The organism is Gordonia marina (assembly GCF_052036135.1).
Taxonomy (GTDB): domain Bacteria; phylum Actinomycetota; class Actinomycetes; order Mycobacteriales; family Mycobacteriaceae; genus Gordonia.
This window is the reverse complement of record NZ_JBPSDN010000047.1, coordinates 1-26,592: the sequence shown is the minus strand read 5'-3', so window position 1 is coordinate 26,592 and position 26,592 is coordinate 1. Positions and strand designations below refer to the sequence as shown.

Here is a 26,592-nt window from a genome sequence, read left to right as displayed (position 1 = left end):
TGACCCTGACCACCGACACAAACACCGACTCGACGACGGAGGTGACCACCGATGACCTGATGCAAATACCAGCCTGACCACCACCGAAGGATCAACAACGAGTTACACCACTACTTGGGGCTTGACCAGCCTTCTTGCGGGTTTCGGCGATGTGGCGGAGCCCAGACCGTCCGATGCGGACGGGTTCCACCGCTATGTCCGGCGGCATGGCACGCTGTGAATTAATCGAAAATAAGTTCTATCCAACTGTTGTATTCACATCTTGGTGTGCGTTATCCTGAGGTGGGAGGAGAACCATCCATCATCGGCCGGAAGGGGGTCCGCGATGAGTGACGATGACGTGTTCGATGCCCGTGGCGTCCTGGCCGGCCTGTCTCCCGCCGAGTTGGTCGCGGTGATCGATGCCGCCGAGGAATCTCTCGCGGACGCGCCGCTGGCTGCGCTGTCCGAGGATGGGTTGCTGGATCTGTTGGAGTCGCGGGAGCAGGCCCGCCGCAAGGGTGTCGGGGTCGACGCAGCCGTGTTCGTGGAGATCTCCGACCGCGGTGCCTGCCAGCGGGCCGGATACAACACCATGCACCAACTCCTCACCCAGGGACTACGTATCGGGGAGGGCGAATCCCGGCGCCGCCGGGCCGTGGCCGCCTCGATCGGCCGGTTCACCGCCATGACCGGCCAGCGTCTCGATCCGAAGTTCCCGGCGACCGCCGCCGCGGTCGCCGACGGGGCGATCGGCGAGACGCACGTGTCGGTGATCGAGGAAGTGATGGACAAAATCCCCACCTCGGTCGACCCGGATGAGAGGGTGAAGGCTGAGGCCATGCTCGCCGACGCCGCCCGGCGGCTCAATCCGTCCGGAGTGACGATCGTCGGGAACCGGATTCTGGCCCATCTCGATCCCGATGGCACCCTCGCCGACGACAAAGACCGGCAGCGGCAAGCGAAGTTCCGGCTGTCCGCCCAGGACCGGCAACTCATGAGCGCGGTGCAGGCCCGGATCACGCCGCAGTTGCGGGCGGAGTTCGAGGTCGTGTTCGTCCAGTGGGCCGCTCCCGGCATGAACAACCCGAACGATCCGGACTCCCCGCACGGTGCGGCCGATCAGCCCGGTCTCGACCCGGCGGTGCTGGCGGCGGCGGCCGACCGCGATGACCGGCTCCTCGGGCGCCGCCAGCACGACGCTCTCCTGGCCCTACTCGCCTGGGTCAATGCCCAGAACACCCACGCGCGTCCGGAGAGTCTGCGCAATCAGATCGTGGTCACCGTCTCCGATGAGGACCTGGCCCGGCAGGCTGGGATCGCGTGGACTACCACTGGCACCCGGATCCCCGTATCGGACCTGGTGAAGATCGCCGCGAACGCCGTCCCCTACCTGGCCGTGTTCGCCAAGGCCACCGGGCAGCCCCTCTACCTCGGGCGCGCCCACCGCCTCGCGTCGCGCGCGCAACGCTTGGCGTTGTTCGCCCGCGATCGCGGCTGTACCGCGCCGGGCTGTACCCGGCCGTTCGCCCAGTGCGAGATGCACCACATGCCCGACTGGCAGGACGGCGGACCCACCGACGCCGATCATCTCGGCGGGGCGTGCGGGACACACAATCGGTGGAACGGCAAACAACCCGGAACCTGGGAATCGACCGTCCTCACCGACGGCCCCGACAAAGGCCGCGTCGGCTGGCGTCCGGTCGGACGCGCCGGGCCGTGGATCGTCAACCCACTGTTCCACCCCGACAAACTCCGCACCGGCCCAGACCTCCCGGCCGAAGACCGCAGTCCGCCACCGATGGTCAACCACCGCCTCGGCGAGACCAGCGACACCGGCGAGCGGGCCGGGGGCCTTGGCGTCGAGGCACCTCACCCCGACGTGCCCGCTGGACCTGCACCGGAGGGCAGCACGACCTCCGGCGTCGAACGCCTTCTCGAACAGCATCTGGCAGCCTGACCACCACCAGTGTGGGCAGGCTCCCAGGGCGGGCACGGCCGACCCGACCTGGAGTGTCACGCGGATCGTCAGACGGCGCCGGGGAAGCCCTGTTGGCGCCAGGCCTCGTAGAGGGCGACGCTGGTCGCGTTGGCGAGGTTCATCGAGCGACGCTCGGGCAGCATCGGAATACGGAGGCGGTCGGTGACGTGTGCGTCGTCGAGCACCTCGTCAGGCAGCCCGGTCGGCTCGGGACCGAACAGCAGGACGTCGCCCGGGCGGTACTCGACGTCGGTGTAGAAGCGGCTCGCCTTCGCGGTGAAGGCGAAGACGCGCTCGGGCCGCAGGGCCTCCCACGCGGCCTCGAGATCGGGGTGCACGGTGACGTGTGCCATCTCGTGATAGTCCAGGCCCGCGCGCTTCACCTGGGCGTCGGTCATGGTGAAGCCGAGCGGCTCGATCAGATGGAGCTGGACCCCGGTGTTCGCCGCGATCCGGATGGCGTTGCCGGTGTTAGGCGGAATGCAGGGCTGGTAGAAGACGATCTTGAGGTCGAACGGCTCGGGCTGGGACACCCCGCCATCATCTCTCAGCGCGGGTCGCGATCCAGTCGTCGGGGGTGCGACTGGCCTCCGCCTACTCGTAGTTGCGGATTGTCAGCCGCACCTGCTCAGCGATTCGATAGATGTCGACCACGGTCTCGATGTCGTGTCGAGTTCCATCTTTGCCGTTCTCGAAGGTGGTAACGAACTTCACACTCTTTCCGTTCAGATGAAGTCTGATGATCGGCTTCCGGTTGTTGTCATCGAGAAGTACGGCAAAGTAAGATTTCGAGTCGCGGTAAACTACTCGTTCCGGGGCGACTTCGGACACCGCGATTGCTCGGACGATATTGAATCCTTCGAGTTCTTCGTCGGTGGTGACGATATCTGGATCGGTGGGTGAATCGTTCGACGGTGCCACATGGCTTGTGTCTGTTACTCGTCTAGGTTCAGGGGTCTCGTTCTCGATCGATGTTGCCTCTTCGCCAAGGGCGGTCTTCAGTCTCTCATTGACTTGTGCGCCGATGTACTGACTGAGGGCCTGGGCGACGAGTGGGCGGAATTGGTCGAGAACTCTTTGCGTCGCCTTGCCGTCGTAGACGCGACCGACGAAGTATCGAACCCACTCGGGGGACGGGTCTTTGACCTCGTTCGCGATTACTCTCCTGATGCCGCCGACGTACTTGAGCTCCTGTGCGGCGTTGATCACTGAGTCGAGATCGAATGAGTCCTTCGCAAGTTTCTCGATCTCGGGGAGCAGGCTTCGGTCGATGTCGAGAAGATCAAAGACTAGAAACGGCTTGTCATCCATCCGGTTCGGTAGGTCGCCGTCGGTGAAGACTCGATACTCTCGACCATTGGTGAGAATCGCAATTCTTGCTGAGGTGACCGAAAAATAGCGAAAAAGCTGACTGGCATGCTTCAAATCGAGCGGGGCACCGATGGGTTTGCATTCGATGAGAATTTGAACTTCACCATTGTGGAATACCGCGTAGTCGACTTTCTCGCCCTTCTTGAGTCCAACGTCGGCGGTGAACTCTGGAACGACCTCGGTCGGGTCGAACACGTCATATCCAAGTACGTTGGAGATGAACGGCATGATGAAGGCGTTCTTAGTTGCCTCCTCTGTCTCGATGCTGTCCTGGATGGCCCGGACCTTGCTGGCGAGTGCCTTGACTGCCTCTGCGGTGCTCATAGCGAATCCTCCCATGTGTATCGGGAGGCTATCCCGGTCGACCACACGAGGGCCTGAGATCGCAAAATTGCGAGACGAAGGCCCCTGATGTTCGTAGAGATCCGGATGGCGTCGTCGGTGTTGGGGGGGTACGGCTGGTGGGAGATGATCTTGAGGTCGAAGGGCCCGGGCTGGGATGCTCCGCCACCACCTCAGCCTCTTAACGCGGGCAGACCCCGGATCGCTGAAGACCCGCCTTCTCCATGATCAGCGACGCCGGGCACCATCCGGCGAACGCGTAGAGCGCCAGATTGGCGGCGACGAATCCGGTGAGGAACAGCCACCAGGGGCCGAGTGTGGCGACCAGGACGATGCTGACGACGATCATCAGCGATGCGAGGGCCGGTACCAGTCGGTCGATGGTGAGGAATCGACCGGTATGACGCGAGATCGACATGAGACTCCTTCGAGAAGCGGGCAAGTCTCACAAATATACCCCATGGGGTATCTAGATGTGTCGCCCGAAACCCGCGGCGGCTCGACCGCCGCGGGACGGCTCGGCCGAGGCGTGGCGCCCGGGGCTGGTACAAACGGTGCAAAGCCGGAGGGAAGTGAGGGGTCATGCGCTCGGAGACTGTTCGTGGGGCGGCGGTCGTCGTGGGCGTCGCCGGGATGCTGGCGCTGAGCGGATGCGGGTCGTCGTCGAACGAGACGGCGAAGACGGTCACCGTGACCCCCTCGGCCACCACCGTTACCGCCACGCCGCCGGTGACGACCCACCGTGACACGGGCGGCACGGCGCCGGTGTCCGGCGCGTCGTCGGTCAAGCCGACCGACGACCAGAAGGTCGCCACCAAGAAGGGCATCATGCCCGACGTGGTCTGCATGAACCTGCAGAAAGCACAGGACACCATCCAGAAGCACGGCGTCTTCTACTCGCGCAGCGAGGACGCGACCGGCAAGGGCCGGCACCAGGTGTGGGACCGGAACTGGATCGTCGTCGCCCAGCGTCCGGCGCCCGGCGCGCAGTTCGGCGAGGGCGACGCGGTCCTTTCGGTGGTCAAGACCGGCGAACCGAACAACTGCCCGCACGGCTGACCGCGCACCGCCGTTTCGGAGCGCCACACCGACCGCCCCGCTGGGGTGATCGGCGTGCTGGATGGAACAATGGGGAGTCGTGACGGCGATTCGACTGGACGGCAAGACCACCCGCGACGAGATCTTCGACGACCTCACCGCGCGCGTGGACCGGCTGCGCGAGGCGGGCATCGTCCCGGGCCTCGGCACGATCCTGGTGGGCGACGATCCCGGATCGCACTCGTACGTCAAGGGCAAGCACGGCGACTGCGCGAAGATCGGCGTCGCCTCCATCCGCAGGGACCTGCCCGCCGACATCACGCAGGACGAGCTGAACGCCGCCATCGACGAGCTGAACGACGACCCGGCGTGCACCGGCTACATCGTGCAGCTGCCGCTGCCGAAGCACCTCGATGAGAACGCCGCGCTGGAACGGATCGCCCCGGAGAAGGACGCCGACGGGCTGCACCCGATCAACCTCGGCCGTCTGGTGCTGGGCAAGGAGTCGACGCTCCCGTGCACCCCGCGCGGCGTGATCCACCTGCTCCGCCGGTACGACATCCCGATCAACGGCGCCCACGTGGTGGTGGTCGGCCGCGGCATCACCATCGGCCGCCCGATCGGCCTGCTGCTGACGCGCCGCAGCGAGAACGCCACGGTGACCCTCTGCCATACCGGGACCCGGGACCTCGCCGAGGAGGTGCGGCGCGCCGACATCGTCGTCGCCGCGGCCGGTGTGGGGCACCTGATCACCCCCGACATGGTGAAGCCCGGCGCCGCCGTGATCGACGTGGGCGTCAGCCGCGGCCCCGACGGCCTGGTCGGCGACGTCGACCCCGGAGTGTGGGAGGTGGCCGGTGCGGTCTCCCCGAATCCCGGGGGAGTGGGCCCGCTGACGCGTGCGTTCCTGCTGGTCAACGTCGTCGAGCGGGCCGAGCAGCAGTTGGCGGCCCGGTCGGAATGACCACCATCGAGGCCCGTCGCCAGCGTCGCACCCGGCGCAGGCAGCGCATCGTGCGGCAGATCCCGTTCTTCGCGGTCCTCGCGGTGGTGGCGGTCGCCGCGATCCTGGTGCTCTTCGATCGCTGGCGCCGCGGCAGCGTCGCCTTCGGTGCGGCGCTCCTGCTCGGCGCCGCCCTGCGGGCCGCACTGCCGAGTGAGCGCGCAGGCCTCCTGCAGGTGCGCAGCCGCGCCTTCGACATCGGCGCGATGGCCGCGGCCGGCGTCTTGGTGATCTGGCTCGCGACGTCGATCGACTCCCTGGGGACCGGCGACACGCTGTAGCTCAGCGTCGCGCGCGGGCCAGTTCCATCGTGCGGGTCAGCAGATCGCCGATCGGTCCGCGTTCGGTGAGGAAACCGTCGTGCCCGGCCCCGGAGCGCACCACCTGAAGGCCGTCCGGGCAGTTGCCCAGTTCGGCGGCGAGTTCGGCCTGCTGATACAGCGGATACAGGCGGTCGGAGTCGATGCCGCCGACGACGATCGGCACGTCGCACGCCGCCAGCGCGGAGCGGACCCCGCCGCGGCCCCGCCCGACATCGTGGCTGTTCAGCACGTGGGTGAGCGCCACATAGCTGCCCGGGTCGAACCGGTGAGTCAGCTTCTCGGCCTGGTACTCCAGATAGCTCTGGACGCTGTAGCGGCCGTCGGCCAGCGGATTCTCGCTGCCCTGCGGCAGATTCTCGAAGCGCTCGTCGAGCTCACGGTCGTACCGGTAGCTCAGGTGAGCGATCCGCCGCGCGATACCCATCCCGGCCATCGGGGCGCGGCCGGTTCCGTAGTATTCGCCGCCCTGCCAGTCGGCGTCGGACGTGATGGCGGCGATCTGCGTGGTCTGGGTGCCGATCTGATCGGCGGAGGCGCGGGCGCCCACCGCCAGCACCAGACCGGAATCGAACAGCCCGGGATGGGTGACGAGCCACTCCAGGGCGCGGGCGCCGCCCATCGAACCGCCGGCGACCGAGGCGAACCGCGTCACGCCGATCTCGGCGAACGCCCGCCGCTCGGATTCGACCAGGTCGCGCACGGTGAGCCGGGGGAAACGCGCACCCCACGGCGCACCGTCGGGCGCGAGCGACCCCGGACCGGTCGAACCGAAACAGCCGCCGATCGCGTTGGGCGAGATCACGCACCATTCGTCGGTGTCGATCGGGCAGCCCGGGCCGATCAGCCCGTTCCACCAGCCCTCCATCGAGAAACGCTCATCGGGCGGGCCGGTGACATGCGAATTGCCGGTCAGGGCGTGCAGCGCGAGGACGATGTTGTCGCGATCCGCGGTGGGAGTGCCCCATCGCTGGAAGTTGACCGTCACGTCCTCGAGCCGCCGCCCCGACTCGAGCTCCAGATCGCCGATCGGCACGGCGATGCTGACGCCGTCCGGACCGGAGGTCCAGTCGGCGCCGCTGATCGTCGCGACCGCGTCGCAGCTCAACGACACGGTGACACTCAAGCCTTCGCGGCCGCGAAGCCCTTGTCCAGGTCGGCCACGATGTCGTCGATGTTCTCGATGCCGACGGCCAGCCGGACCAGGCCGGGGGTCACGCCGGCGGCGAGCTGCTCCTCGGGGGAGAGCTGGCTGTGCGTGGTCGACGCCGGGTGGATCACCAGCGAGCGGACGTCGCCGATGTTCGCGACGTGGCTGTGCAGTTCCAGGGCGTTGACGAACTTCTTGCCCGCCTCGACACCGCCGTCGATCTCGAAGCTGACGATGGCGCCCTGACCCTTGGGAAGCAGCTGCTGGCCGCGCTCGTAGTACGGGGACGAGGGCAGGCCCGCGTACGACACGGAGGTGACCTGCGGGTGCGCTTCCAGGTACTCGGCGACCTTCTGGGCGTTCGCCACGTGACGCTCCACCCGCAGGCTCAGGGTCTCGATGCCCTGGGCCAGCAGGAAGGCGTTGAACGGCGAGATGGCCGAGCCGGTGTCGCGGAGCAGCTGGATCCGCGCCTTGAGGGCGTACGCCGGGGCGCCGAGGTCGGCGATCACCACGCCGCCATAGCTGTGATCCGGGGTGGTGAACCCGGGGAACAGGTCCTCGCCGTCGCGCTGCACACGCCAGTCGAAGTTGCCGCCGTCGATGATCACGCCGCCGATGGCGGTGCCGTGGCCGCCGATGTACTTGGTGGCCGAATGCACGACGATGTCGGCGCCGTGTGCGATCGGGTTGAGCAGGTACGGGGTGGCGACGGTGTTGTCGACGATCAGCGGAAGCCCGGCGTCGTGGGCGACCTTCGCGACACCTTCGATGTCCAGGATCTGGTTGTGCGGATTCGAGATGGTCTCACCGAACACGGCGCGGGTGTTCGGGCGGATCGCGGCCTTCCACGACTCCAGGTCGTCCGGATCCTCCACGAAGCTCACCTCGATGCCGAACTTCGGCAGGGTGTAGTGGAAGAGGTTGTAGGTGCCGCCGTAGATGCGGGGGCTGGAGACCACGTGGCCGCCGGCCTCGACGATGTTCTGGATCGCGTAGGTGGTCGCGGCCTGTCCGGACGACACCAGCAGCGCCGCGACGCCGCCGCCGAGGGCGGCCAGACGCTGCTCGACGGCGTCCTGCGTCGGGTTCATGATCCGGGTGTAGATGTTGCCGGGCTCGGCCAGCGCGAACAGGTTCGCCGCGTGGTCGGTGTCGTCGAAGACGTACGACGTGGTCTGGTAGATCGGGAGCGCGCGTGCCTTGGTGTCACCGACCGGCTGTCCGGCGTGCACCTGCAGGGTCTCGAAGCTCCAGTCGTTGGCGTCGGACATGGGTGGCGATCCTCTTTCTCGGGGTCAGGGCCTGCGACTGAGGATATAGCACCCCGGTCCGGCACCCCGAACGTCGGATTTGCGCTGAGCAAAACCCTCCCGGTGGTCGCCGGTCGTGCTAAGCCCGGCGGTTCACCGCGCGGATGTCCACTGTTCGGAGGATAGACGAAATGTGATCTACGTCTCACGATGGTGGAGTCGGGCGGCCTTCGGGGGGTCGCCGCCAGCCCGAGGACCCGCAGCATGAACATCTCATCCGGCGCGCGTGCGCGCCGCTTCGCCATCATCGCCGCCGCCTGCGTTCTCCTGTGCGCCGCCGGATCACCGGACGGCGTGGGGGCCGCCCGCGCCGACGACCTTCCCGACTGCCGGGCCGGGGCGGTGGTGATCGTCGCCGGAACCACCGACGTCGGTGCGCCGTCGCAACTCGGTGTGCAGCAGCGGTATACCGGCAAGAGTCCGGCGGACGGCACCTATGCCGGCCAGAACGAGTACAAGGTGATCAAACCGGACTATCCGACGACGCTCTGGCCGATAGGCACGGTCGGGTACGACGATGACGTGGCGCGCGGGACCGCCGCGACGGTGGCGGCGATTGCCGAGTACCAGCGCGAATGCCCCGGTAGAGAGGTGGTCGTCGTCGGTTACTCGCAGGGCGCGCGCGTCGCGGGTGACGTCCTGAACCGCGTCGCGACGTCGGCGGAGACCATGACCGGCAACGGCATCACCTACAAGAAGGTGGTGATCGACGGCGAGGAGTACTGGATCTCGCAGGAGAACATGCGCGGTGAGCTGTACTCCGACCCGCGTCGCGACGGACCGGAGAGCGGGCGCGGCATCGAGTTGTCGTTCCTCGGGGTGATCCCCGGGCTGACGATGAACGGTGCCCGCCCCGGCGGCTTCGGGACCATCCCGGTGACCAGCTACTGCTACCAGGGCGACCCCATCTGCGACCTGCCCGACCCGCTGCACGACCCGTTCGGCGCGATCGACGGCCTCGTCGGCTACTTCGTGAAGCACGGCTACTACCCGTGGCGGATGTATCAGCCGGTGACCGGCGGCGCGTGGAACTGCGTCAGCAAGACACCGAACGGCGACGGCTACATCGACTGCGTGGTGCCCGCGCCGTCGTCGATCTCCCTGGTCCGGCGTGACGTGATCAACGGCGTGCGTGGCCTGGTCGGGCTGCCGCCGCGCCAGGTGCTCGACTTCTGGAGTGCGCTGCCCGACATCGACGGGATCTTCCCGCACGCGAACTTGTCGGACCTGCAGAAGTACCTCACCCCGGTGATGGCGGTGCTGCCGCAGCTGCCGAACCTCGGCTACGGCGGCTACCTGCCGGACGTGTTCGTGTTCACGGGCCTGCTCGACGGTCTCGCCCGCTTCGACGTCGGTGCGATCGGTGCGAGCCTGGAGGCACTGGGCAAGAGCGTGCTGTCGATCGCGACGATGCCGGTCAACGCCGTGAAGTCCGCGGCTTCGGAGGCGCTGGACGGACTCACCGCGCACCCCACGGCGTCGATGAGTCCGCGGGTCGTCGATGAAGGGGTGATGGACGACGGGCCGGCGGCCGACCCGGTGGATCCGCCGTCGTCCGCGCCGGACCCGGCCGGATTTGGAGAGCGGGTCGGCTCGCCGGCTCGGGACGATTTGACCGCGGCCGGGGACGACGAGACCGTGGTCCAGGACGACGAGACCGCGGCTCGCGACGGGGCCGACGAGACTGTGGCTCGCGACGGGGCCGAGCCGCCGGCCGACGGCGACGCGGCGGACGACGACGTGGCGGATGTGAGAACAGTCATCGGCTGAGCCGGAATCAATCCGGGCCGACGGGGTGTTGACCCCGGAGTGCACGATCTGACGCCTCCTGCCACGGATCCGACGACGGGCGCCGGCGCACGGCGGTTCGGCTGGGTGATCCTGGCGCTCGCGCTGGGCGGGTTCGGGATCGGGACCACCGAGTTCGTCGCGATGGGGCTGCTGCCGGACATCGCGTCGTCGTTGTCGATCAGCGAGCCGACCGCGGGCCACCTGATCTCCGCTTACGCGCTCGGGGTGGTGATCGGTGCGCCGCTGATCACCGCGATCGCCGCGAAGGTCTCGCGGCGCCGGCTGCTGATCTGGCTGATGGTGGCGTTCACCGCGGGCAACGCGCTGAGTGTGGTCGCGCCGACCTACCCGGCGCTGCTGGCCGCGCGGTTCATCGCGGGTCTGCCGCACGGCGCGTACTTCGGGGTGGCCGCACTGGTGGCCGCGCACCTCGCGGCACCGGGGAAGCGCGCCAGATCGGTCGGCTACGTGATGCTCGGTCTCTCGGTGGCGAACGTGCTCGGGGTCCCCGCCGCGACCTGGATCGGGCAGGCCCTCGGCTGGCGGTCGGCGCTCGCGCTGGTGGTGGTCATCGGGGCGATCACCGTCGCCGCGCTGGTGTGGGTGGTGCCGGACCTGTCGGCGATGCCGATCGGCGACATGCGTTCCGAACTCGGTGCCCTCCGGAACGGTCAGGTGCTGCTCACGCTGGCGGTCGGGATGATCGGCTTCGGCGGCCTGTTCGCCTTCTACAGCTATCTGAACACCGCGCTGACCTCGGTCGGCGGGGTGAGCGAGTCGATCGTGCCGGTGGCGCTCATGCTGTTCGGCTGCGGCATGGTGGCCGGCAACATCGTGGGCGGCCGGCTCGCCGACCGCAGCGTCGATCTCGGTGTCGTCGCCGGGCTGGCGTCGGTCGGCGTCGCGTTGGCGGCCTTCTCGCTCCTGCTCGGCATCGGATGGCTGGCGGTGCTCTTCGCCTTCGTCATCGGGGCCACCGGCAGCATCGCGATTCCCGCGCTGCAGACCCGGCTGATGGACGTCGCCCACGACGGCCAGACGGTCGCCGCGGCGATGAACCACTCGGCACTGAACGTCGCGAATGCCCTCGGTGCGTGGCTCGGCGGGCTCGTGCTGGCGCACGGTCTGGGCTATCGCGCGCCCGCCGCGGTCGGCGCCGGGCTGGCGCTCGCCGGTCTCGCGGTCTTCGCGGTCGCCGTCGTGCGCGGCCGCGGTAGCGGCGCCGATCGCCGGACCCACCACGAGGAATCCGTCGAACTCGCGTGAGCCGGGACCGGCGACCTCACCGGAGATACCCCACGGTGAGCTGCGTCTCGTGCCGTGTTGCCGCGAGATGACGTGCGGTGTTCAGCGGCGCGTCCGGAGATGACGGATCGTTGAACATTGCGCCCAGGCCGCGCCCAGCGGTTGCCGGTACCCCCGGAGCACTGTTGATTCCTTTGCGTGGCAAGGACTTTCAGCAAACTCATAGGAATCGGCGCCGTGGTCGCCGTCACTCTCGCGGCGGCGACGGGTGGAGCGCTCGCCGGTGCGGCACACGCGAAGGGATGCGGCAACGGCGGTGTGGTGATCGTCGCCGGCACCCAGGCGCCCCGCAACGCCCAGGGGCTCCCGACCGGTGGCGTCACCGGCATCGGCGCGCGATACAAGGCCCGCGGGTACGACGTGCAGTACGTCGACTATCCGACCCAGCTCGCCCCGCTCGGCACCATTCCGTACGACGACGACGTCGCTCTCGGCAAGGCGGCGACGCGCCGGGCGGTGGAGTCGTACCAGCGGCGGTGCCCGGGGCGTCCGGTCACGATCGCGGGCTACTCGCAGGGTGCGCGCATCGCCGGGGACGTGCTCTCCGACGCCGCCAACGGACGGTCCCGGATCGATCCGCACGGGCTGTCCGGCGAGCTGTACTCGGACCCCCGGCGCGACGACCCGGCCGGTGGCGGCGGAATCGAGAACGTCCTGATCGGGCTGCTCCCGGGCACCACGATGAGCGGGCCCCGGCCGGGCGGCTTCGGCGACGTCCCGGTGACCGAGTACTGCCTGCAGGGCGATCCGATCTGCGACCTGCCGTCCCCGCTGTGGCACCCGCTCCGGGCGATCGACGGCGTCGTCGGATACTTCACCAAGCACGGGTACTACCCGGCCCGGATGAATGCGCCGGTCAGCGACACCGCGGTCTGGGACTGCCGCTCGGGTGCCTCGCCGGCACCGGACGTCGACGACTGCGTGGTCCCGGCCGAACCCGCCGTCGTCCAGGTGGCGGAGACGACGGTGACGCCCGCGCTGGCCTCGATCGGCGTCACGCCGATCGAGGCGCCGGCCACCGTTCCGGACCCGACCGTGGTGCCGCAGCAGACCGTGGTGCCGCAGCAGACCGTGGTGCCGCAGCAGACCGTGGTGCCGCAGCCGACCGTCCGCGGAGTGATCGCGGTCGTCACCGAGACGGCCGGAGCGCTGGGGAAGATGTCCCCGGGTTCAGATCAGCCAGTCGCCGACCAGATAGGTCACGGCGAGCGTCGCGAGGCCGATGAGCAGCGATCGGACGACGGTCATCGTGACATTGGAGTGGCCACGGCGGGCCAGGACCAGCGACGTCGCGGCGAGCGAACACCCGGCGACCAGTAGCGTCCACTCGGTGCGCCATTGCAGCGGTACCAGCACGGTCACCAGGACCGGGAGGAACGCTCCGAGGAAGAATGCGAACCCGGCCCACAGCGCGGCGGTCACCGTCTCCCGAAAGGTCGCGACCCCGCCGAAGCCGTACTCGAGTTCCAGCTGCGCGCCCAGCGCGTCGGCGTCGGACATCTCCTCGGCTACCCGCCGCGCCGTGGCCGACTGCACGCCGTGGCGCTCGAACCAGGCGATCAGCTCGGCCAGTTCGGCTTCGGGGTCGGCGTCGAGGTTCCGTCGTTCGTGGTCGGCCGCCGACTGCTGGGCCTCGCGCTCGGCCATCATCTCGCCGAGCTTCACCGCGAACATCGACAGGGTGCCGGCGGTCGCGGTGATCCCCAGGACCGCGTACGACGTCGACGCCCCCACCTCGGCGCCCGCCAGGCCGAGCCCGGTGCCGGTGATCGCGAGGATGCCGTCGTTGACGTCGGTGATGCGTTCGCGCACGTCGCCGGGATCCATGTCCCGCCACCACCGCATCAGCCGGTTCCCCATGGTCCGACAGTAGTCGGGACGACGGCGCGGGCGGCGGAACCGGAACGCCCGATAGGCTGAATCCCCGTGAGCACGGGATCGATCAGCGTCGTCAGCGTCAACGTCAACGGCATCCGGGCGGCGGTGAAGACCCGCAACGAGCGCAACCACGGAATGCTGCCGTGGCTCACCGAGCGTGATCCTGATGTAGTCCTGCTGCAGGAGATCCGGGCCTCCGAGGCGCTCACCCGCAAGGCGCTGGCCCCCGCGCTCGACGCCGGCTGGCACCTGGCGATGACCGAGTCCGCCGTCGCCGGTCGCTCGGGAGTCGGTGTGCTGTCCAAGACCGCACCGGAGGCGGTGCGCGTCGGCTACGGCGACGACGAGTTCGACACGCTGGGCCGCTACCTGGAGGCCGACTTCGGCACCGGTGATGACGCGCTGACCGTCGCCTCGGTGTACGTGCCGTCCGGGGCAGCGCTCACCGATGAGCCCAAGGACGTCGAGAAGCACGAGGAGAAGCGCCGCTTCCTTGGTTCCTTCGGCCCGTATCTCGACGGCCTGCTCGCGTCGGGCCGCGCGGCCGTGGTGGCGGGGGACTGGAACATCGCGCCGGACGAGCGAGACATCAAGAACTGGAAGGGCAATCTTAAGAACGCCGGGTTCCTGCCGCACGAGCGCGAATGGGTCGCCGCGCGGCTCGGCGCCGGCTGGGTGGACGTCGCCCGCGAACACCACGGCGATGTCGCCGGGCCGTACGCCTGGTGGTCGTGGCGGGGAAAGGCTTTCGACAACGACGCCGGCTGGCGCATCGACTACCACCTCGCGACCCCGGAGCTGGCCGCGCGGACCCGTCGTTCCTGGGTCGATCGCGCCGGCGCGTACGACCTGCGGTGGTCCGATCACGCGCCGGTGACCGTCGAATTCTCGGTTTCCGGGGTTTGAGAGAATGAACGCCATGACCGCCCCCGCTCCCGCCCGGCCGCGCCGGGTGCTCTCCGGAATCCAGCCGACCAGCGACTCCTTCCACCTCGGCAACTACCTGGGCGCGGTCCGCCAGTGGGTGGCCCTGCAGGACGAGTTCGACGAGGCCTACTACTTCATCCCGGACATGCACGCGATCACCGTGCCGCAGGATCCGGCGGTGCTGCGCGAGCGGACGCTCCGCAGCGTCGCCCAGCTGCTGGCTCTCGGCGTGGATCCGCAGCGGTCGACGATCTACGTGCAATCGCACGTCCCGGAGATCGCCCAGCTCACCTGGGTGCTCACCTGCCTCACCGGTTTCGGCGAAGCCAGCCGGATGACGCAGTTCAAGGACAAGTCGGCCAAGGCCGGGCAGGACGCGGCCGGCGTCGGCCTGTTCACCTATCCGATCCTGATGGCCGCCGACATCCTGGCCTTCCAGGTGGACGACGTCCCGGTCGGCGAGGACCAGCGCCAGCACCTGGAACTCACCCGCGACCTCGCGCAGCGCTTCAACAAGCGGTACGGCAAGGCACTGACCGTGCCCAAGGCGTTCATCGTCGAGGAGTTCGCCAAGATCTACGACCTGCAGAACCCGACCGCGAAGATGAGCAAGTCGGCCGAGACCGAGAACGGCCTGATCAACCTGCTCGACGATCCGAAGCGTTCGGCCAAGAAGATCCGCTCTGCGGTCACCGACAGCGGCAGCGAGATCGTCTTCGACCGGGAGAACAAGCCCGGTGTCTCCAATCTGCTCACCATCCAGTCCGCCCTCACCGGCACCTCGATCGACGAGCTGGTCGTGAGCTATCAGGGCAAGCAGTACGGGCACCTCAAGGTCGAGACCGCCGACGCGCTGTCCGCCTTCGTCACCCCGCTGCGCGGGCGGGTCGACGAGATCCTGGACGACCGCGCCGGGCTCGACGCGGTGCTCGCCGAGGGTGCCGCGAAGGCCCGCGAGGTGGCCGCCGGGACGCTCGCCGACGTGTACGACAAGATCGGTTTTCTGGCACCGCGCGGCTGATCGCGGAGCCCGGACAGGTAGCGTCAGGAACCGATGGGCGCGATCGTGGGCAAGATCAAGGCGCTGGTGGCGTGGGCCACGGCGCTGTTCAACGATCTCAAGGTGCGCTGGCCGTGGCTCACCCACATCCTGAACACGCTGGCGCGGTACACCGATCGCCGCGGCAACGTTTACGCCGCGGCGATCACCTTCTCCGGGATCCTGTCGCTGGTCCCGATCCTCATGGTGACCTTCGCGATCGCCGGTTTCGTGCTGGCGAGCCAGCCGCAGCTGGTCGACCGGATGGTCGACGCCGTGGTCGACGCCGCACCCGGCCAGATGGGGGAGACGCTCAGCGGAGTGATCCAGTCGGCCATCGATTCGCGTGCCGCGGTCGGCGTGATCGGTCTGCTCAGCGCCGCGTTCACCGGTATCGGCTGGATGTCACTGGTGCGTACGGCGCTCAGCGAGATGTGGGGCGGCCGGGTCAAGCGCAACGCGGTGAAGTCGTATGTCTCGGACCTGGCGACGTTCTTTTTCCTCGGCCTGATGTTCGTGCTGACCTTCGCGCTCACCGCGCTCGCCGTCGGGCCGGTGACGCACGCGCTGCTCGACTGGCTCGACCTGGCCTGGCTCACCCGGCAGGTGACGCTGCTGCGCTGGGGCAGCACGCTGATCGCCACCCTGGGCACCTGGTGGCTGTTCTCGATCGTGCTGGCCCGGCTGCCCCTGCATCCGGTGCCGATGCGGGCGGTGCGCTGGCCTGCGCTGACCACCGCGATCATCTTCACCGTCCTCAAGGAGCTCGGCGGGCTGTACCTGCAGTCGGTGCTCACCAGCCCGGCGGGTGTCGCCTTCGGTCCGCTGCTCGGTGTCATGGTCTTCACCTACCTCGCGTCGCGGATCGTGCTGTACGCGGCCGCGTGGTCGGCGGCCAGCGAGGACAACGCGCAGTACCGGATCGTCGACGAATTCGACGTCCCGCCGCCCGAACAGCCGGCGCCGGTCGTGCTGGCACCGGTGTACGAGGAACCCGTGGCGCCGAAGACCCGCGCCCTGCTCACCGCGGCCGGGCTGGGGGCGGCGGCCGCCGGCGTCTACGGGTGGCTGCGGCGCCGCTGAGACCCGCCTCGCGCTACTGCTCGGAGCCGGTGGTGTCGTCGCCCGGCACCGAGGCGCGACGACGGTGGCGCCGGACCGCGAAGACCAGCAGCGCGGCGCCGGCCAGCACCACCACGATGATCAGTACCGCCGGCAGCACGCCGAGTGCGAGCGAATCCGAGCCCGACGGGGTCTCGCGGGTCTGCGTCGCGGTGAGGTGAGCATGCTGCGCGGCGGGGTTGTCCAGGGTGCCCACCGAGACCGACGCCGGCGCCGCGAAGCCGTACTCGAACATCCGGACCGCCTGGTCGTGGTACGTGTTGGTGCCCTCGGTGAGGCCGTACATCTGCACGATCAGGATCTTGCGGCCGTCGCGCTCGGCGGCGCCGACGAAGGTCTTCTTCGCGTCGTCGGTGTAGCCGGTCTTGCCGCCCAGGATGGTCATGCCCGGCACACCCTGCACCAGCAGCGAGTTGGAGTTCTGCATCAGGTAGGCGGGATGGTTCTCGTCGCCGGGGACGTCCTTGCGCGGCGGGTAGCCGGGGAACTCGTAGGTCTTGGTCGACACCAGCTTCGCGAACTCGGGATTCCGCATGCCGGCGCGGAAGATCACGGCGAGATCGTAGGGCGACGTCGACATTCCGGCGGCATCCAGCCCGGACGGGGAGGCGGCGCGGGTGTCCAGCGCGCCGAGCGACTTCGCCTTCGCGTTCATCTTGGCCAGCGTCTCGTCGTAGCCGCCGAGTTCGCGGGCCAGGATGTTGGCGCAGTCGTTGCCGGAGACCACGAGGAGGCCGGTCACGATGTCGCGGATGGTGTACTTGCCGCCCGGCCCGACACCGCAGGCGTCGCCCTCCATGGACCAGTCGCGGGCGTTGGCCTCGACCGGCTTGTTCAGGTCGAGGTCCTCCAGGGCGACCAGTGCGAGCAGCGTCTTGATGGTCGAGGCCGGGCGGAACCGGCCGTGCGGGTCCTGGGTGGCGATGATGTGGCCGCTGTCCAGATCGGCGATCAGCCAGCCCTGCGAGGTCAGATCGGCCGGGGTCGGGCCGGCCGCCGGATCGGCGATCACCCCGCAGTCGCCGAGCCGATTCCCGCCGACCGGCGCGGCGGGCACCGGCAGGGGAGCGGGGGTGGTGTCGCCGGGGGCGACGGTCTCGGAATCGTCGACCGCGGGCGGCGGGGTGGCCCGGTGCGGGCACGACTGATCCGGGGCCGGCGTGGTGGTGGCGGCAGGACTTCCGGTCGGCACGACGCTGGACGCGTCGCCCGGCGCCGCGGCGGCCGGTGCGGTCAGCGGCACCGACCCGGCGATCATCGCGGCCGCGACCAGGGCGGGCAGACTCCGGAACACGTGGTGCAGGCGCATGAGGCAGTAATAGTACCGCCTGGTGACCAAACAGCGAACGCCCCGTACTTTCCCTTCGACAAGCTCAGGGGATGTACGGGGCGTTCGCCGGGGGCTGCAGAGTGGTTCTTATCGCGAGAACATCAGGGCGCGCTTGACCTCTTGGATCGCCTGCGTCACCTGAATGCCACGCGGGCACGCATCGGTGCAGTTGAAGGTGGTGCGGCAGCGCCAGACGCCGTCCGCGTCGTTCAGGATGTCCAGCCGCTCGACGGTGCCCTTGTCGCGGCTGTCGAAGATGAATCGGTGTGCGTTGACGATCGCGGCCGGGCCGAAGTAGGAGCCCTCGGTCCAGAACACCGGGCAGCTGGTGGTGCAGCACGCACACAGGATGCACTTGGTGGTGTCGTCGAAGCGGGCGCGGTCGGTCTGCGACTGGATGAACTCCTTCGACGGCAGGTGGCCGTCGGTGATCAGGAACGGCTTGATCGCGCGGTAGGCGTCGAAGAAGGGCTCCATGTCGACCACGAGGTCCTTCTCCACCGGGAGTCCCTTGATGGGCTCGATGGTGATGGTGATCTCCTTGGTGGAGTCCTTCGGCAGCAGGTCCTTCATGAGGAGCTTGCAGGCCAGCCGGTTGACACCGTTGATCCGCATCGCGTCGCTGCCGCACACGCCGTGCGCGCAGCTGCGGCGGAAGGTCAGGGTGCCGTCGAGGTAGCCCTTGACGTACAGCAGCAGGCTGAGCAGACGGTCCGAGGGGAGTGCCGGGACGCGGAAGCTCTCGAAGCCCTGGGCGTCCGGATCCTCCGGGTTGAACCGGTAGATCTTCAGCGTGACCATCGTCGCGCCGTCCGGAACCGGCGGCGTCGGCTGGGCAGCGACCGAATCGTTTTCGAGGGTGGCAGTCATCAGTACTTCCGCTCCATCGGCTCGTAACGGGTCTGAACGACGGGCTTGTAGTCGAGCTCGATCTCCGAGATCAGGCCGTCGCCCTTCTTGTACGCCATGGTGTGCACCATGTAGTTCGCGTCGTCGCGGTCGGGGTAGTCCTCGCGGGCGTGGCCGCCGCGGCTCTCCTTGCGGTTGATCGCACCGACGACGGTGACCTCGGCCAGTTCGAGCAGGAAGCCCAGCTCGATGGCTTCGAGCAGGTCGCTGTTGAAGCGCTTGCCCTTGTCCTGCACGGTGACGTGGTCGTAGCGGGCCTTGAGGGCGCGGACGTCCTCGAGCGCACGGTTGAGCGTCTCCTCGGTGCGGAACACCGCGGCGTTGTCGTTCATGGTCTGCTGCAGCTCGGTGCGGATGGTCATGACGTTCTCGTGACCGTGATCGCTGAGCATCTGGGCCACCCAGTTCTCGACCATCGCCGACGGGTTCTCCGGCAGCGGCGCGAAGCCGTGGGTGTTGGCGTACTCGGCGGCCGCGATGCCGGCACGACGGCCGAACACGTTGATGTCCAGCAGCGAGTTGGTGCCGAGACGGTTGGCGCCGTGCACCGACACGCAGGCGCACTCGCCGGCCGCGTACAGGCCGTGCACGACCTGCTCGTTGTTCGCGAGCACCTGGCCGGTGATCGTCGTCGGGATGCCGCCCATCACGTAGTGACAGGTCGGGTAGACGGGCACCAGCTCGGTCACCGGATCGACGCCGAGGTAGGTGCGCGAGAACTCCATGATGTCCGGCAGCTTGGCCATCAGGGTCTCCTCCGGGATGTGCGTGACATCCAGGAGCACGTAGTCCTTGTTCGGGCCGGCGCCGCGGCCTTCCAGCACCTCGAGCACCATCGAACGGGCGACGATGTCGCGCGGCGCGAGGTCCTTGATGGTCGGGGCGTAGCGCTCCATGAAGCGCTCGCCCTCGGCGTTGCGGAGGATGCCGCCCTCGCCGCGGACGCCCTCGGTGATGAGGATGCCCAGGCCGGCCAGGCCCGTCGGATGGAACTGGTGGAACTCCATGTCCTCCAGCGGCAGGCCCTTGCGGAAGACGATGCCCATGCCGTCACCGGTGAGGGTGTGCGCGTTGGACGTCACCTTGTACATGCGGCCCGAGCCGCCGGTGGCGAAGACGATCGACTTCGCGTGGAAGACGTGGATCTCGCCGGTGGCCAGCTCGTAGGCGACCACACCGCTGGCGACGGGCTCGCCGTTCTCGTCCTCGGTGAGGTTGAGGTCCAGGGCGTAGAACTCGTTGAAGAACTCCACGTTGTGCTTGACGCAGTTCTGGTACAGCGTCTGCAGGATCATGTGGCCGGTGCGGTCGGCGGCGTAACAGGCGCGGCGGACCGGGGCCTTGCCGTGATCGCGGGTGTGGCCGCCGAAGCGGCGCTGGTCGATCCGGCCCTCGGGGGTGCGGTTGAAGGGGAGACCCATCTTCTCCAGGTCGAGCACCGCGTCGATGGCCTCCTTGGCCATCAGCTCGGCGGCGTCCTGGTCGACGATGTAGTCACCGCCCTTGACGGTGTCGAAGGTGTGCCACTCCCAGTTGTCCTCTTCGACGTTGGCCAGGGCGGCGCACATGCCGCCCTGCGCCGCGCCGGTGTGGCTGCGGGTGGGGTAGAGCTTGGTCAGCACCGCGGTGTGGGCCCGGGGAGCGGCCTCGATGGCCGCGCGCATCCCGGCGCCACCAGCGCCCACGATGACGACGTCAAAGCGATGTTCCTGCATGAGTTTTCAGATCTCCTTAGGAGCTGCTGCCGAAGGTGAGGAGGGCATAGGTGCCGAGCACGAGCACCAGGATCACCGAGATCGCCAGGAGGAAGTTGAGCCAGAAGCGGGTCTTGTCGTTCCGCGAGTAGTCGGCGATCACGGTGCGCAGGCCGTTGGCGCCGTGCAACTCGGCCAGCCACAGCATCAGCAGGTCCCAGATCTGCCAGAACGGCTGGCGCCAGCGCTCGAGGACGAAGGCGGCGTCGATCCGGTGCACACCGTCGCTCCACGCCAGCATGATGAAGATGTGGCCGATGGCCAGGATGACCAGGAACATGCCCGAGAAGCGCATGAACAGCCATGCCCACTTCTCGAAGTTGGTCCGGGACAGACCGCGCGGCGCACGGGGAGCGTCGAGGCTCGGCGGGCGGTCGTAGTCGGTGATGATGGTCTTGGCTTCAACAGTCATGTCTGTCACCGCTCCCTAGAAGGTGTGGACGATGAGGATCTGCAGCAGGCGGACGGCGCCGGCGATGAAGACCACCGCGAAGACCGTCATCGCGATCCACAGCATCTGCCGCTGGTACTTGGGTCCGCTGCCCCAGAAGTCGATGAGGATCACCCGGATACCGTTCAGCGCGTGGTACAGCACGCAGAAGACCAGGCCGATCTCCATCAGGCCGATGTACCAGGTCTGGTAGGTGTGGATGATCTCCGTGTACGTGTTCTGGTTCACCCGGATCACCGCGGTGTCGAGCACGTGCACGAACAGGAAGAAGAAGATCGAGACGCCCGTGATGCGCTGGAGCACCCAGGCCCACATCCCGGGGTCTCCGCGGTACAGGGAGCGTTTGCGCACCGGATCCGGTGCAACCTCGGTGGGGGTGCTCATCGCGTTCTACGCCTCCAGAGTGTCGACTTTTCTGCGGGCCGGGTGGCGCGTCGGAACGGCCGAAGGACCCAATGACTCTTGACTTTAAACCCCTGCTGAGGGTTGTCATAAATGACCGTGACAAAGTGACCCGAAACGCACCTGAACATTAGGTATGCCTTACCTTTTCATTCCGGGCTAATGGAGAGTGGCCATGACGACTGAAATCGACTTCGACGCCTTGCGTGCCGCCGCGCGGGACGTGATGACCAGGGCTTACGCCCCCTATTCGGGCTTTCCGGTCGGGGCGGCCGGCATCGGATCGCAGAGCCGCATCGTCGCCGGATGCAATGTGGAGAATGTCTCATACGGGCTCGGTGTGTGCGCGGAAGTGGCGATGGTCGCGGTGGCCGTTTCGTCCGGTGTTCGACGCCTCCGCGCGGTCTCGGTCTGCGACCCGGACGGCCGGGTGCTGCTGCCCTGCGGGCGGTGCCGTCAGGTGCTGCTCGAGTTCGGCGGACCGGGCCTCGTCGTCGACACCCCGGCGGGTCCGCGAGCGCTCGCCGAACTCCTGCCCGAGGCGTTCGGTCCGGCCGATCTTGAGCGCGCGGACGGTCCGCGATGACGGCCGCGACCGATCCGGTCAGCGTGATCGGCGCCAAACGCGACGGCGGGGAACTGACCGCCGGGCAGATCGACGCCGTCGTCGCCGGATTCACCGCGGGCACGGTGGCGCCGGAACAGATGTCGGCGCTGGCGATGGCGATCGTGTGGCGCGGCATGAGCCGCCGGGAGATCGCCGACTGGACGGCGGCGATGATCGCGTCGGGGCGCCGGATGGACCTGTCCGGACTCGCTCGCGGCGGGCGGGCGCTGCGGACCGTCGACAAGCACTCGACCGGCGGGGTCGGGGACAAGATCACCCTGCCGCTCACCCCGCTGGTCGCGTCGTACGGGCTCGCGGTGCCGCAGCTGTCCGGCCGCGGCCTCGGACACACCGGCGGGACACTGGACAAGCTCGAGGCGATTCCCGGGTGGTCGGCGTCGGTGACGCCGGCCCGGCTGCGCGCGCAGCTCGTCGAGGTGGGCGCGGTGATCTGTGCGGCGTCCGACGACCTGGCCCCCGCAGACCGGGCGCTCTACGCCCTGCGTGATGTGACCGGAACCGTCGCGTCGATCCCGCTGATCGCGGCGTCGATCATGAGCAAGAAGATCGCCGAGGGCACCGGTGCGCTGGTGCTCGACGTGAAGGTCGGGTCGGGGGCGTTCATGACGACGTACGACGACGCCGCCGAGCTGGCGCGGGTGATGGTCCAACTCGGCTCGGACGCCGGGGTGCGCACCTGCGCGCTGCTCACGGACATGTCGTCGCCGCTGGGCCGGTCCGCGGGCAACGCGCTGGAGGTGGCCGAGGCGGTCGAGGTACTGGCCGGTGGCGGGCCGCGCGACGTCGTCGAACTGACCCTCGCGCTGGCCCGTGAGATGCTCGCAGCCGGCGGTCTGCCCGACGTCGATCCGGCGCAGCACCTGGCCGGCGGTCAGGCGATGGACGCCTGGCGCGCGATGATCGCCGCACAGGGTGGAGATCCGGGCGCGCCGCTGCCGCGCGCCGCCGAGACCTGCTCGGTGGCGGCTCCGTCGTCCGGCTTTCTCACGCGACTCGATGCGCTCGCCGTCGGCCTGGCCGCCTGGGAACTGGGCGCGGGCCGGTCGGCGCCGGGGGCGGCGGTGTCGCCGAGCGCCGGCGTGACGTGGCACGCCGCGGTCGGTGATCGGGTGAGCGAGGGGACGCCGCTGCTGACCCTGCACGCCGACGATCCGGCTCGTTTCGACCGCGCCCTCGCGCGGCTGGACGGCGCTTACGAGGTCGGGGCGGACGCGCCGGCCGGACTGCCGCCGGTGGACCGGGTGATCGGGCGCGTCGATCCCTCTCCGGCGTCCGGCTGACGCAGCGGATCCGCGCGCCCGGCGCGCCGATCCGCTGATCGGATCCGGCCCCGCGCGGATCTGCGGAAGATCGCGGCGCGCGGCCGGCGGCGCGGGGCTACCGTGGCTTCCATGACCTCCGGCACCACCGACAACCGCATCCGGCTCGGCTACCAGATCCCCAACTTCACCTACCCCGATCCGCTGCACGGTGTCCGCGGGCCGGACTCGGACATCTTCCCGTCGGTGCTCGCCCAGGCGCGGGAGGCGCAGGACTCCGGCTTCGACACGGTGTTCGTGATGGACCACTTCTTCCAGCTGCCGGGCATCGGCGCGTTCGACGAGCCGATGCTGGAGGCCTACACGGCGCTCGGCGCGCTCGCCACGGGGACGTCGTCGATCAAGCTGTCGACGCTGGTCAGCGGCAACACCTACCGGAATCCGGCGCTGCTGGCCAAGGCCGTCACCACCCTCGATGCGGTGAGCGGCGGCCGCGCCGTGCTCGGGATCGGCGCGGGCTGGTTCGAGCGCGAGCACGACGCTATGGGCTACGAGTTCGGGACCTTCACCGACCGGTTCGCCAAGCTTTCGGAGGCGCTGACGATCATCGAACCGATGCTGCGTGGCGGGCGGCCCGAGGTGGACGGCGAGTACTACTCATCGCACGGGGCGTTCGCGAGCCCGCTGGTGCGGACCGATCTGCCGATCATGCTCGGCGGGGCGGGCGAGAAGAAGACCTTCGCGCTCGCCGCCCGCTACGCCGACCACATCAACATGAACTGCTCGCCCGACGAGATCCCCCGCAAGCTCGACGCGCTCGCCGCCCGCTGCGAGGAGGCGGGCCGCGACCGGTCGACGCTGGAGACCAGCCTGCTCGGCTTCGTGATGATGGACGAGGACGGCGACGTCGCCCGGGCGATGGTGGGCGAATATCTCCGCAAGCTCGGCACCGACCCGGCCACGCTCGACGACGAGACCTTTGCGCGCGCCACCGCGCGCATGTTCGTCGGCACGCCCGACGACGTCGCCGAGCAGATTCAGACCCGGGTCCTCGACCGCGGGCTGGACGGGATCGTGTTCAACATGGTCGCGAACGGCCATGTTCCGGGGATGGTGCGCCTCGCGGGCGAGACCCTGGCGCCGCTGTTCAGGTAGGCGGCCGTCCGCGGAGCGTGCGGAAGTAGTAGATCGCGACCAGTCCGCCGAGGGGAAGGGCGACGAGCAGACCGACGCCCAGCAGGAACAGCCCGGCGAGGATCAGACCGATACCGAGTAGCCCGGCGACGATCGTCTGACCCGGATGCCTGACGGCCAGGAGTAGACCGTCGCCGACGGCGGCGAGCACAGGCGCGCCGCGCCGGTCCGCGATGGCGTATGGCATCCACGCGACCAGTAGGGCGAGGATGATCTCGATGGCCACGTAGAGCCAGGTCAGGCAGAGAAGCTTGCTGACCACGAGTTCGTCGGCGATCGACAGCCCGGTGCCGGCGAGCGAGAAGAGAAGGATCGGCCAGAAGGAGACGGCGCGGAAGAAGTCGGCGAGGTGCGGCCGTTGCCCGTCCGCGATCACCAGCAGGCCATGCACCGCGCACGAGGTGAGCAGGGCCGACGGGATGACGAAAATGAGTTGTTCGATGTAGGGCGCCGTATCGACGAACCGGAGATATGTGGACATCGCGGCCACGAAGTCGTTGCCGGAGGTGATGTCGCCGCCGCCGGCGGCGGCCTCCAGCGCGCGGTGATACAGGTGGCCGGTCAACAGATCTTTAGCCCATTGCAGTGCGACGACCACCCAGACCAGGACGAGCAGCCACAGTGCGGTCGCTCCGGCGAGAGCCGCCGGAGTCTCGCGGAAACGGGTCCACGACCAGCGCAGCGCTGCGCGCGGAGAGACGATCGTGGACGTCGCCGGCCGGAGTTCATCGGTCATCATGGTTGCGTCACGTCGTCCGTGCCGGTCAGCGGGTGCCCGCTGAAGGCGCGGTACAGGTAGATCGTCGTGAGGGTGGCGAGCGGGACGGTCACCAGCAGGCCGACCAGGATCGCCGCGGCGCCGAGGGCGATGGACACCGCCCACACGAGGGCGGTCAGGAAGGTGGCCCCCGGGCGGGCGAGCGCCAGTACCGCTCCCTCGTGCAGTCCGGCGATCGCGGAGGGCTGTGGCCGGTCCACGGCCGCGAGGGGAGCCCAGGCGAAGAGATACACGATGATCACCTCGAGGATGGTGGCGAGCCAGGGCGCGTCGAGGTAGGAGGCGACGATGACGTCGATCACCGAATACACGACGACGAAGACCAGTGCGACGAGCAGGACCGATCCGGCCGCGAGAGGCCGGAAGAAGTCGCCGAGTTCGGGTCGCTGGCCATCGGCGATCGCGACCGCCGGCCGCAGCCAGCACGATGCGGCGACCGCCAAGAGGGCCATCCAGGCCAGGTAGACCGCGTAGCCGGCGACCGCCCAATAGGTGCTGCCCTCGTCGAACGACTCGTCCGGTGCGATCGACATGAGATTGAATGCGACCTGCACGATCGCGCTGATCACCCAGGAGACGCCGACGCCGGTCACGAGGAGTCCGGCCGCCCACAGCGCCGTCGCTCCCGCGAAGACACCCGCCGACGTTCGCCATCTGGTCCATGCCCACCGCAGGGCCCCGGAGAGCGACACTCGGGTGGGATCAGGTCTGGATTCCCCGATTTCGGTCACGGGGGACATCATTCCGTTCGGTTTGATATGCGACGACACCGGCCCCTAGCCGGGGCGCTCGCGAATGACGTGTCGTATTCGAACATCTTCGATGTTGAGGTCCATGATCGGCGTCCCATTTCGCTGCGGCGTGCCCTGGATGTTTGTCTGATCTGCGGCGAGGAGTGTGGTCGTACCCAGCGGATACTCTCTATCCAGACCACAAGAACCAATAGTGGCGCACACTGTAATGTGTGAGTAGTATGAATCATATAGTCATCGAACACAGATGGTTCGGGGCAAGGGGGGTGAGACCGGTGACCGATGTATTCGCCGCTCGCTGGACGGGTGTGGATTTCACTCCGGCCGGGATGGTCGCCCCCGACGCCGCTGATGATGAGAAGACGCAGTGTCGCGAGTGGATCGTGTATGCCGAGGCGGCGTGGCGGGGTCAGGCATTCCTGTATTGGCAGCAGATTCACGCGATCGGCCAGTTCCTCGACATCACCCTCGCCGCACTCGATGACCGGGTGTGCGGCGGGGAAGAGCAGAAGGACTTGTTCGATCCGTACACGCAGGCCGTGGAAGTGTTCGCGATCGTGTTCGCCGGGAACCGGC

26 protein-coding genes and 1 pseudogene are annotated in these 26,592 nt (G+C 68.4%); 14 read left to right on the top strand and 13 right to left on the bottom strand.

Features of this window, described 5'->3' with window-relative positions:
- Positions 1-325: 325 nt before the first annotated feature.
- The gene (locus ACSEEN_RS19705) at positions 326-1,939 is read left to right on the top strand and encodes an HNH endonuclease signature motif containing protein (protein ID WP_440714084.1); all 1,614 of its coding nucleotides are present in this window, start codon (positions 326-328) and stop codon (positions 1,937-1,939) included.
- A 68-nt stretch (positions 1,940-2,007) separates the two neighbouring features.
- On the opposite strand, the gene ACSEEN_RS19700 is transcribed toward ACSEEN_RS19705, so the two are convergent.
- The 3 genes from ACSEEN_RS19700 to ACSEEN_RS19690 all read right to left on the bottom strand — a co-directional run bounded on the left by ACSEEN_RS19700 (position 2,008) and on the right by ACSEEN_RS19690 (position 4,091).
- On the bottom strand, positions 2,008-2,493 hold the full coding sequence (locus ACSEEN_RS19700) for a tRNA (cytidine(34)-2'-O)-methyltransferase (RefSeq protein WP_247866990.1): 486 nt from the start codon (positions 2,491-2,493) through the stop codon (positions 2,008-2,010).
- Positions 2,494-2,554: 61 nt separating this feature from the next.
- Positions 2,555-3,655: a type I restriction endonuclease gene (locus ACSEEN_RS19695; RefSeq protein WP_298445979.1), complete on the bottom strand. Its 1,101-nt coding sequence runs from the start codon at positions 3,653-3,655 to the stop codon at positions 2,555-2,557.
- A gap of 199 nt (positions 3,656-3,854) precedes the next feature.
- Entirely contained in the window at positions 3,855-4,091 is a 237-nt protein-coding gene (locus tag ACSEEN_RS19690) for a YgaP family membrane protein (protein ID WP_247867001.1), read from the bottom strand.
- 164 nt (positions 4,092-4,255) lie between these two features.
- Here ACSEEN_RS19690 and ACSEEN_RS19685 point away from each other — a divergent pair, with 164 nt between their 5' ends.
- The 3 genes from ACSEEN_RS19685 (at position 4,256) to ACSEEN_RS19675 (ending at position 5,995) form a co-directional block, all read left to right on the top strand.
- Positions 4,256-4,732 carry a PASTA domain-containing protein gene (locus ACSEEN_RS19685; protein WP_440714083.1) on the top strand — a complete coding sequence of 159 codons (477 nt, stop codon included), beginning with the start codon at positions 4,256-4,258 and terminating at the stop codon, positions 4,730-4,732.
- 79 nt (positions 4,733-4,811) lie between these two features.
- Positions 4,812-5,675, top strand: a complete 864-nt coding sequence (locus ACSEEN_RS19680; RefSeq protein WP_247867005.1) for a bifunctional methylenetetrahydrofolate dehydrogenase/methenyltetrahydrofolate cyclohydrolase — start codon at positions 4,812-4,814, stop codon at positions 5,673-5,675.
- Positions 5,672-5,995 carry a DUF3017 domain-containing protein gene (locus ACSEEN_RS19675; protein WP_298445974.1) on the top strand — a complete coding sequence of 108 codons (324 nt, stop codon included), beginning with the start codon at positions 5,672-5,674 and terminating at the stop codon, positions 5,993-5,995. The genes ACSEEN_RS19680 and ACSEEN_RS19675 overlap by 4 nt, the downstream gene beginning before the upstream one ends.
- A gap of 1 nt (position 5,996) precedes the next feature.
- Here the strand turns inward: ACSEEN_RS19675 and metX are convergent, their stop codons facing one another.
- Together metX and ACSEEN_RS19665 are read right to left on the bottom strand one after the other, a co-directional pair.
- Positions 5,997-7,148 (bottom strand): homoserine O-acetyltransferase MetX, encoded by a 1,152-nt coding sequence (metX, locus tag ACSEEN_RS19670; RefSeq protein ID WP_440714082.1) that lies wholly within the window; start codon positions 7,146-7,148, stop codon positions 5,997-5,999.
- Between the two features lie 8 nt (positions 7,149-7,156).
- Positions 7,157-8,458, bottom strand: coding sequence for a bifunctional o-acetylhomoserine/o-acetylserine sulfhydrylase (locus tag ACSEEN_RS19665; protein ID WP_298445970.1), 1,302 nt, complete (start codon positions 8,456-8,458; stop codon positions 7,157-7,159).
- 243 nt (positions 8,459-8,701) lie between these two features.
- Between ACSEEN_RS19665 and ACSEEN_RS19660 the strand changes: the two genes are divergently transcribed.
- The 3 genes from ACSEEN_RS19660 to ACSEEN_RS19650 all read left to right on the top strand — a co-directional run bounded on the left by ACSEEN_RS19660 (position 8,702) and on the right by ACSEEN_RS19650 (position 12,913).
- Positions 8,702-10,267, top strand: coding sequence for a cutinase family protein (locus ACSEEN_RS19660; RefSeq protein WP_440714081.1), 1,566 nt, complete (start codon positions 8,702-8,704; stop codon positions 10,265-10,267).
- Between the two features lie 48 nt (positions 10,268-10,315).
- A complete protein-coding gene (locus ACSEEN_RS19655; protein WP_298443872.1) occupies positions 10,316-11,554 on the top strand; it encodes an MFS transporter in 1,239 nt (412 codons plus the stop codon).
- 216 nt (positions 11,555-11,770) lie between these two features.
- Positions 11,771-12,913, top strand: coding sequence for a cutinase family protein (locus ACSEEN_RS19650; RefSeq protein ID WP_440714080.1), 1,143 nt, complete (start codon positions 11,771-11,773; stop codon positions 12,911-12,913).
- On the opposite strand, the pseudogene ACSEEN_RS19645 reads toward ACSEEN_RS19650, so the two are convergent.
- A pseudogene (locus ACSEEN_RS19645) lies at positions 12,839-13,420 on the bottom strand (VIT1/CCC1 transporter family protein); the annotation flags it as partial. The gene ACSEEN_RS19650 and the pseudogene ACSEEN_RS19645 sit on opposite strands and share 75 nt — an antisense overlap.
- Positions 13,421-13,519: 99 nt before the next feature.
- On the opposite strand from ACSEEN_RS19645, the gene ACSEEN_RS19640 reads away from it, so the two are divergent.
- From ACSEEN_RS19640 to ACSEEN_RS19630, 3 genes are read left to right on the top strand one after another with little or no spacing between them, the layout of a single operon-like run.
- Positions 13,520-14,377: an exodeoxyribonuclease III gene (locus tag ACSEEN_RS19640; RefSeq protein ID WP_298443869.1), complete on the top strand. Its 858-nt coding sequence runs from the start codon at positions 13,520-13,522 to the stop codon at positions 14,375-14,377.
- 13 nt (positions 14,378-14,390) lie between these two features.
- Entirely contained in the window at positions 14,391-15,419 is a 1,029-nt protein-coding gene (trpS, locus tag ACSEEN_RS19635) for a tryptophan--tRNA ligase (RefSeq protein WP_440714079.1), read from the top strand.
- A 33-nt stretch (positions 15,420-15,452) separates the two neighbouring features.
- Positions 15,453-16,520, top strand: coding sequence for a YhjD/YihY/BrkB family envelope integrity protein (locus ACSEEN_RS19630; RefSeq protein WP_440714078.1), 1,068 nt, complete (start codon positions 15,453-15,455; stop codon positions 16,518-16,520).
- 13 nt (positions 16,521-16,533) lie between these two features.
- Here the strand turns inward: ACSEEN_RS19630 and ACSEEN_RS19625 are convergent, their stop codons facing one another.
- The 5 genes from ACSEEN_RS19625 to sdhC all read right to left on the bottom strand — a co-directional run bounded on the left by ACSEEN_RS19625 (position 16,534) and on the right by sdhC (position 21,387).
- On the bottom strand, positions 16,534-17,868 hold the full coding sequence (locus ACSEEN_RS19625) for a D-alanyl-D-alanine carboxypeptidase family protein (RefSeq protein ID WP_440714077.1): 1,335 nt from the start codon (positions 17,866-17,868) through the stop codon (positions 16,534-16,536).
- A 108-nt stretch (positions 17,869-17,976) separates the two neighbouring features.
- Complete coding sequence (locus ACSEEN_RS19620) at positions 17,977-18,759, bottom strand: succinate dehydrogenase iron-sulfur subunit (protein ID WP_247867023.1); 783 nt, start codon at positions 18,757-18,759, stop codon at positions 17,977-17,979.
- Positions 18,759-20,513 (bottom strand): succinate dehydrogenase flavoprotein subunit, encoded by a 1,755-nt coding sequence (gene sdhA, locus ACSEEN_RS19615; protein ID WP_247867024.1) that lies wholly within the window; start codon positions 20,511-20,513, stop codon positions 18,759-18,761. Before sdhA ends, ACSEEN_RS19620 begins: the two co-directional genes overlap by 1 nt.
- Before the next feature lie 16 nt (positions 20,514-20,529).
- Positions 20,530-20,964 carry a succinate dehydrogenase hydrophobic membrane anchor subunit gene (locus ACSEEN_RS19610; protein WP_247867025.1) on the bottom strand — a complete coding sequence of 145 codons (435 nt, stop codon included), beginning with the start codon at positions 20,962-20,964 and terminating at the stop codon, positions 20,530-20,532.
- A 15-nt stretch (positions 20,965-20,979) separates the two neighbouring features.
- Positions 20,980-21,387, bottom strand: a complete 408-nt coding sequence (gene sdhC / locus ACSEEN_RS19605) for a succinate dehydrogenase, cytochrome b556 subunit (RefSeq protein WP_247867026.1) — start codon at positions 21,385-21,387, stop codon at positions 20,980-20,982.
- Between the two features lie 193 nt (positions 21,388-21,580).
- Between sdhC and ACSEEN_RS19600 the strand changes: the two genes are divergently transcribed.
- The 3 genes from ACSEEN_RS19600 (at position 21,581) to ACSEEN_RS19590 (ending at position 24,447) form a co-directional block, all read left to right on the top strand.
- Entirely contained in the window at positions 21,581-21,991 is a 411-nt protein-coding gene (locus tag ACSEEN_RS19600; protein ID WP_440714076.1) for a cytidine deaminase, read from the top strand.
- On the top strand, positions 21,988-23,313 hold the full coding sequence (locus ACSEEN_RS19595) for a thymidine phosphorylase (RefSeq protein ID WP_440714075.1): 1,326 nt from the start codon (positions 21,988-21,990) through the stop codon (positions 23,311-23,313). The genes ACSEEN_RS19600 and ACSEEN_RS19595 overlap by 4 nt, the downstream gene beginning before the upstream one ends.
- A 111-nt stretch (positions 23,314-23,424) precedes the next feature.
- Positions 23,425-24,447, top strand: a complete 1,023-nt coding sequence (locus ACSEEN_RS19590; protein ID WP_371308377.1) for an LLM class F420-dependent oxidoreductase — start codon at positions 23,425-23,427, stop codon at positions 24,445-24,447.
- Here the strand turns inward: ACSEEN_RS19590 and ACSEEN_RS19585 are convergent.
- Positions 24,440-25,222, bottom strand: coding sequence for a hypothetical protein (locus ACSEEN_RS19585; RefSeq protein WP_440714074.1), 783 nt, complete (start codon positions 25,220-25,222; stop codon positions 24,440-24,442). The genes ACSEEN_RS19590 and ACSEEN_RS19585 overlap by 8 nt on opposite strands.
- Positions 25,222-25,995, bottom strand: coding sequence for a hypothetical protein (locus tag ACSEEN_RS19580; protein ID WP_440714073.1), 774 nt, complete (start codon positions 25,993-25,995; stop codon positions 25,222-25,224). Before ACSEEN_RS19580 ends, ACSEEN_RS19585 begins: the two co-directional genes overlap by 1 nt.
- Positions 25,996-26,291: 296 nt before the next feature.
- Here ACSEEN_RS19580 and ACSEEN_RS19575 point away from each other — a divergent pair.
- Positions 26,292-26,592 (top strand): hypothetical protein (locus tag ACSEEN_RS19575; protein WP_440714072.1); only part of this gene is annotated, 301 nt, incomplete at its 3' end.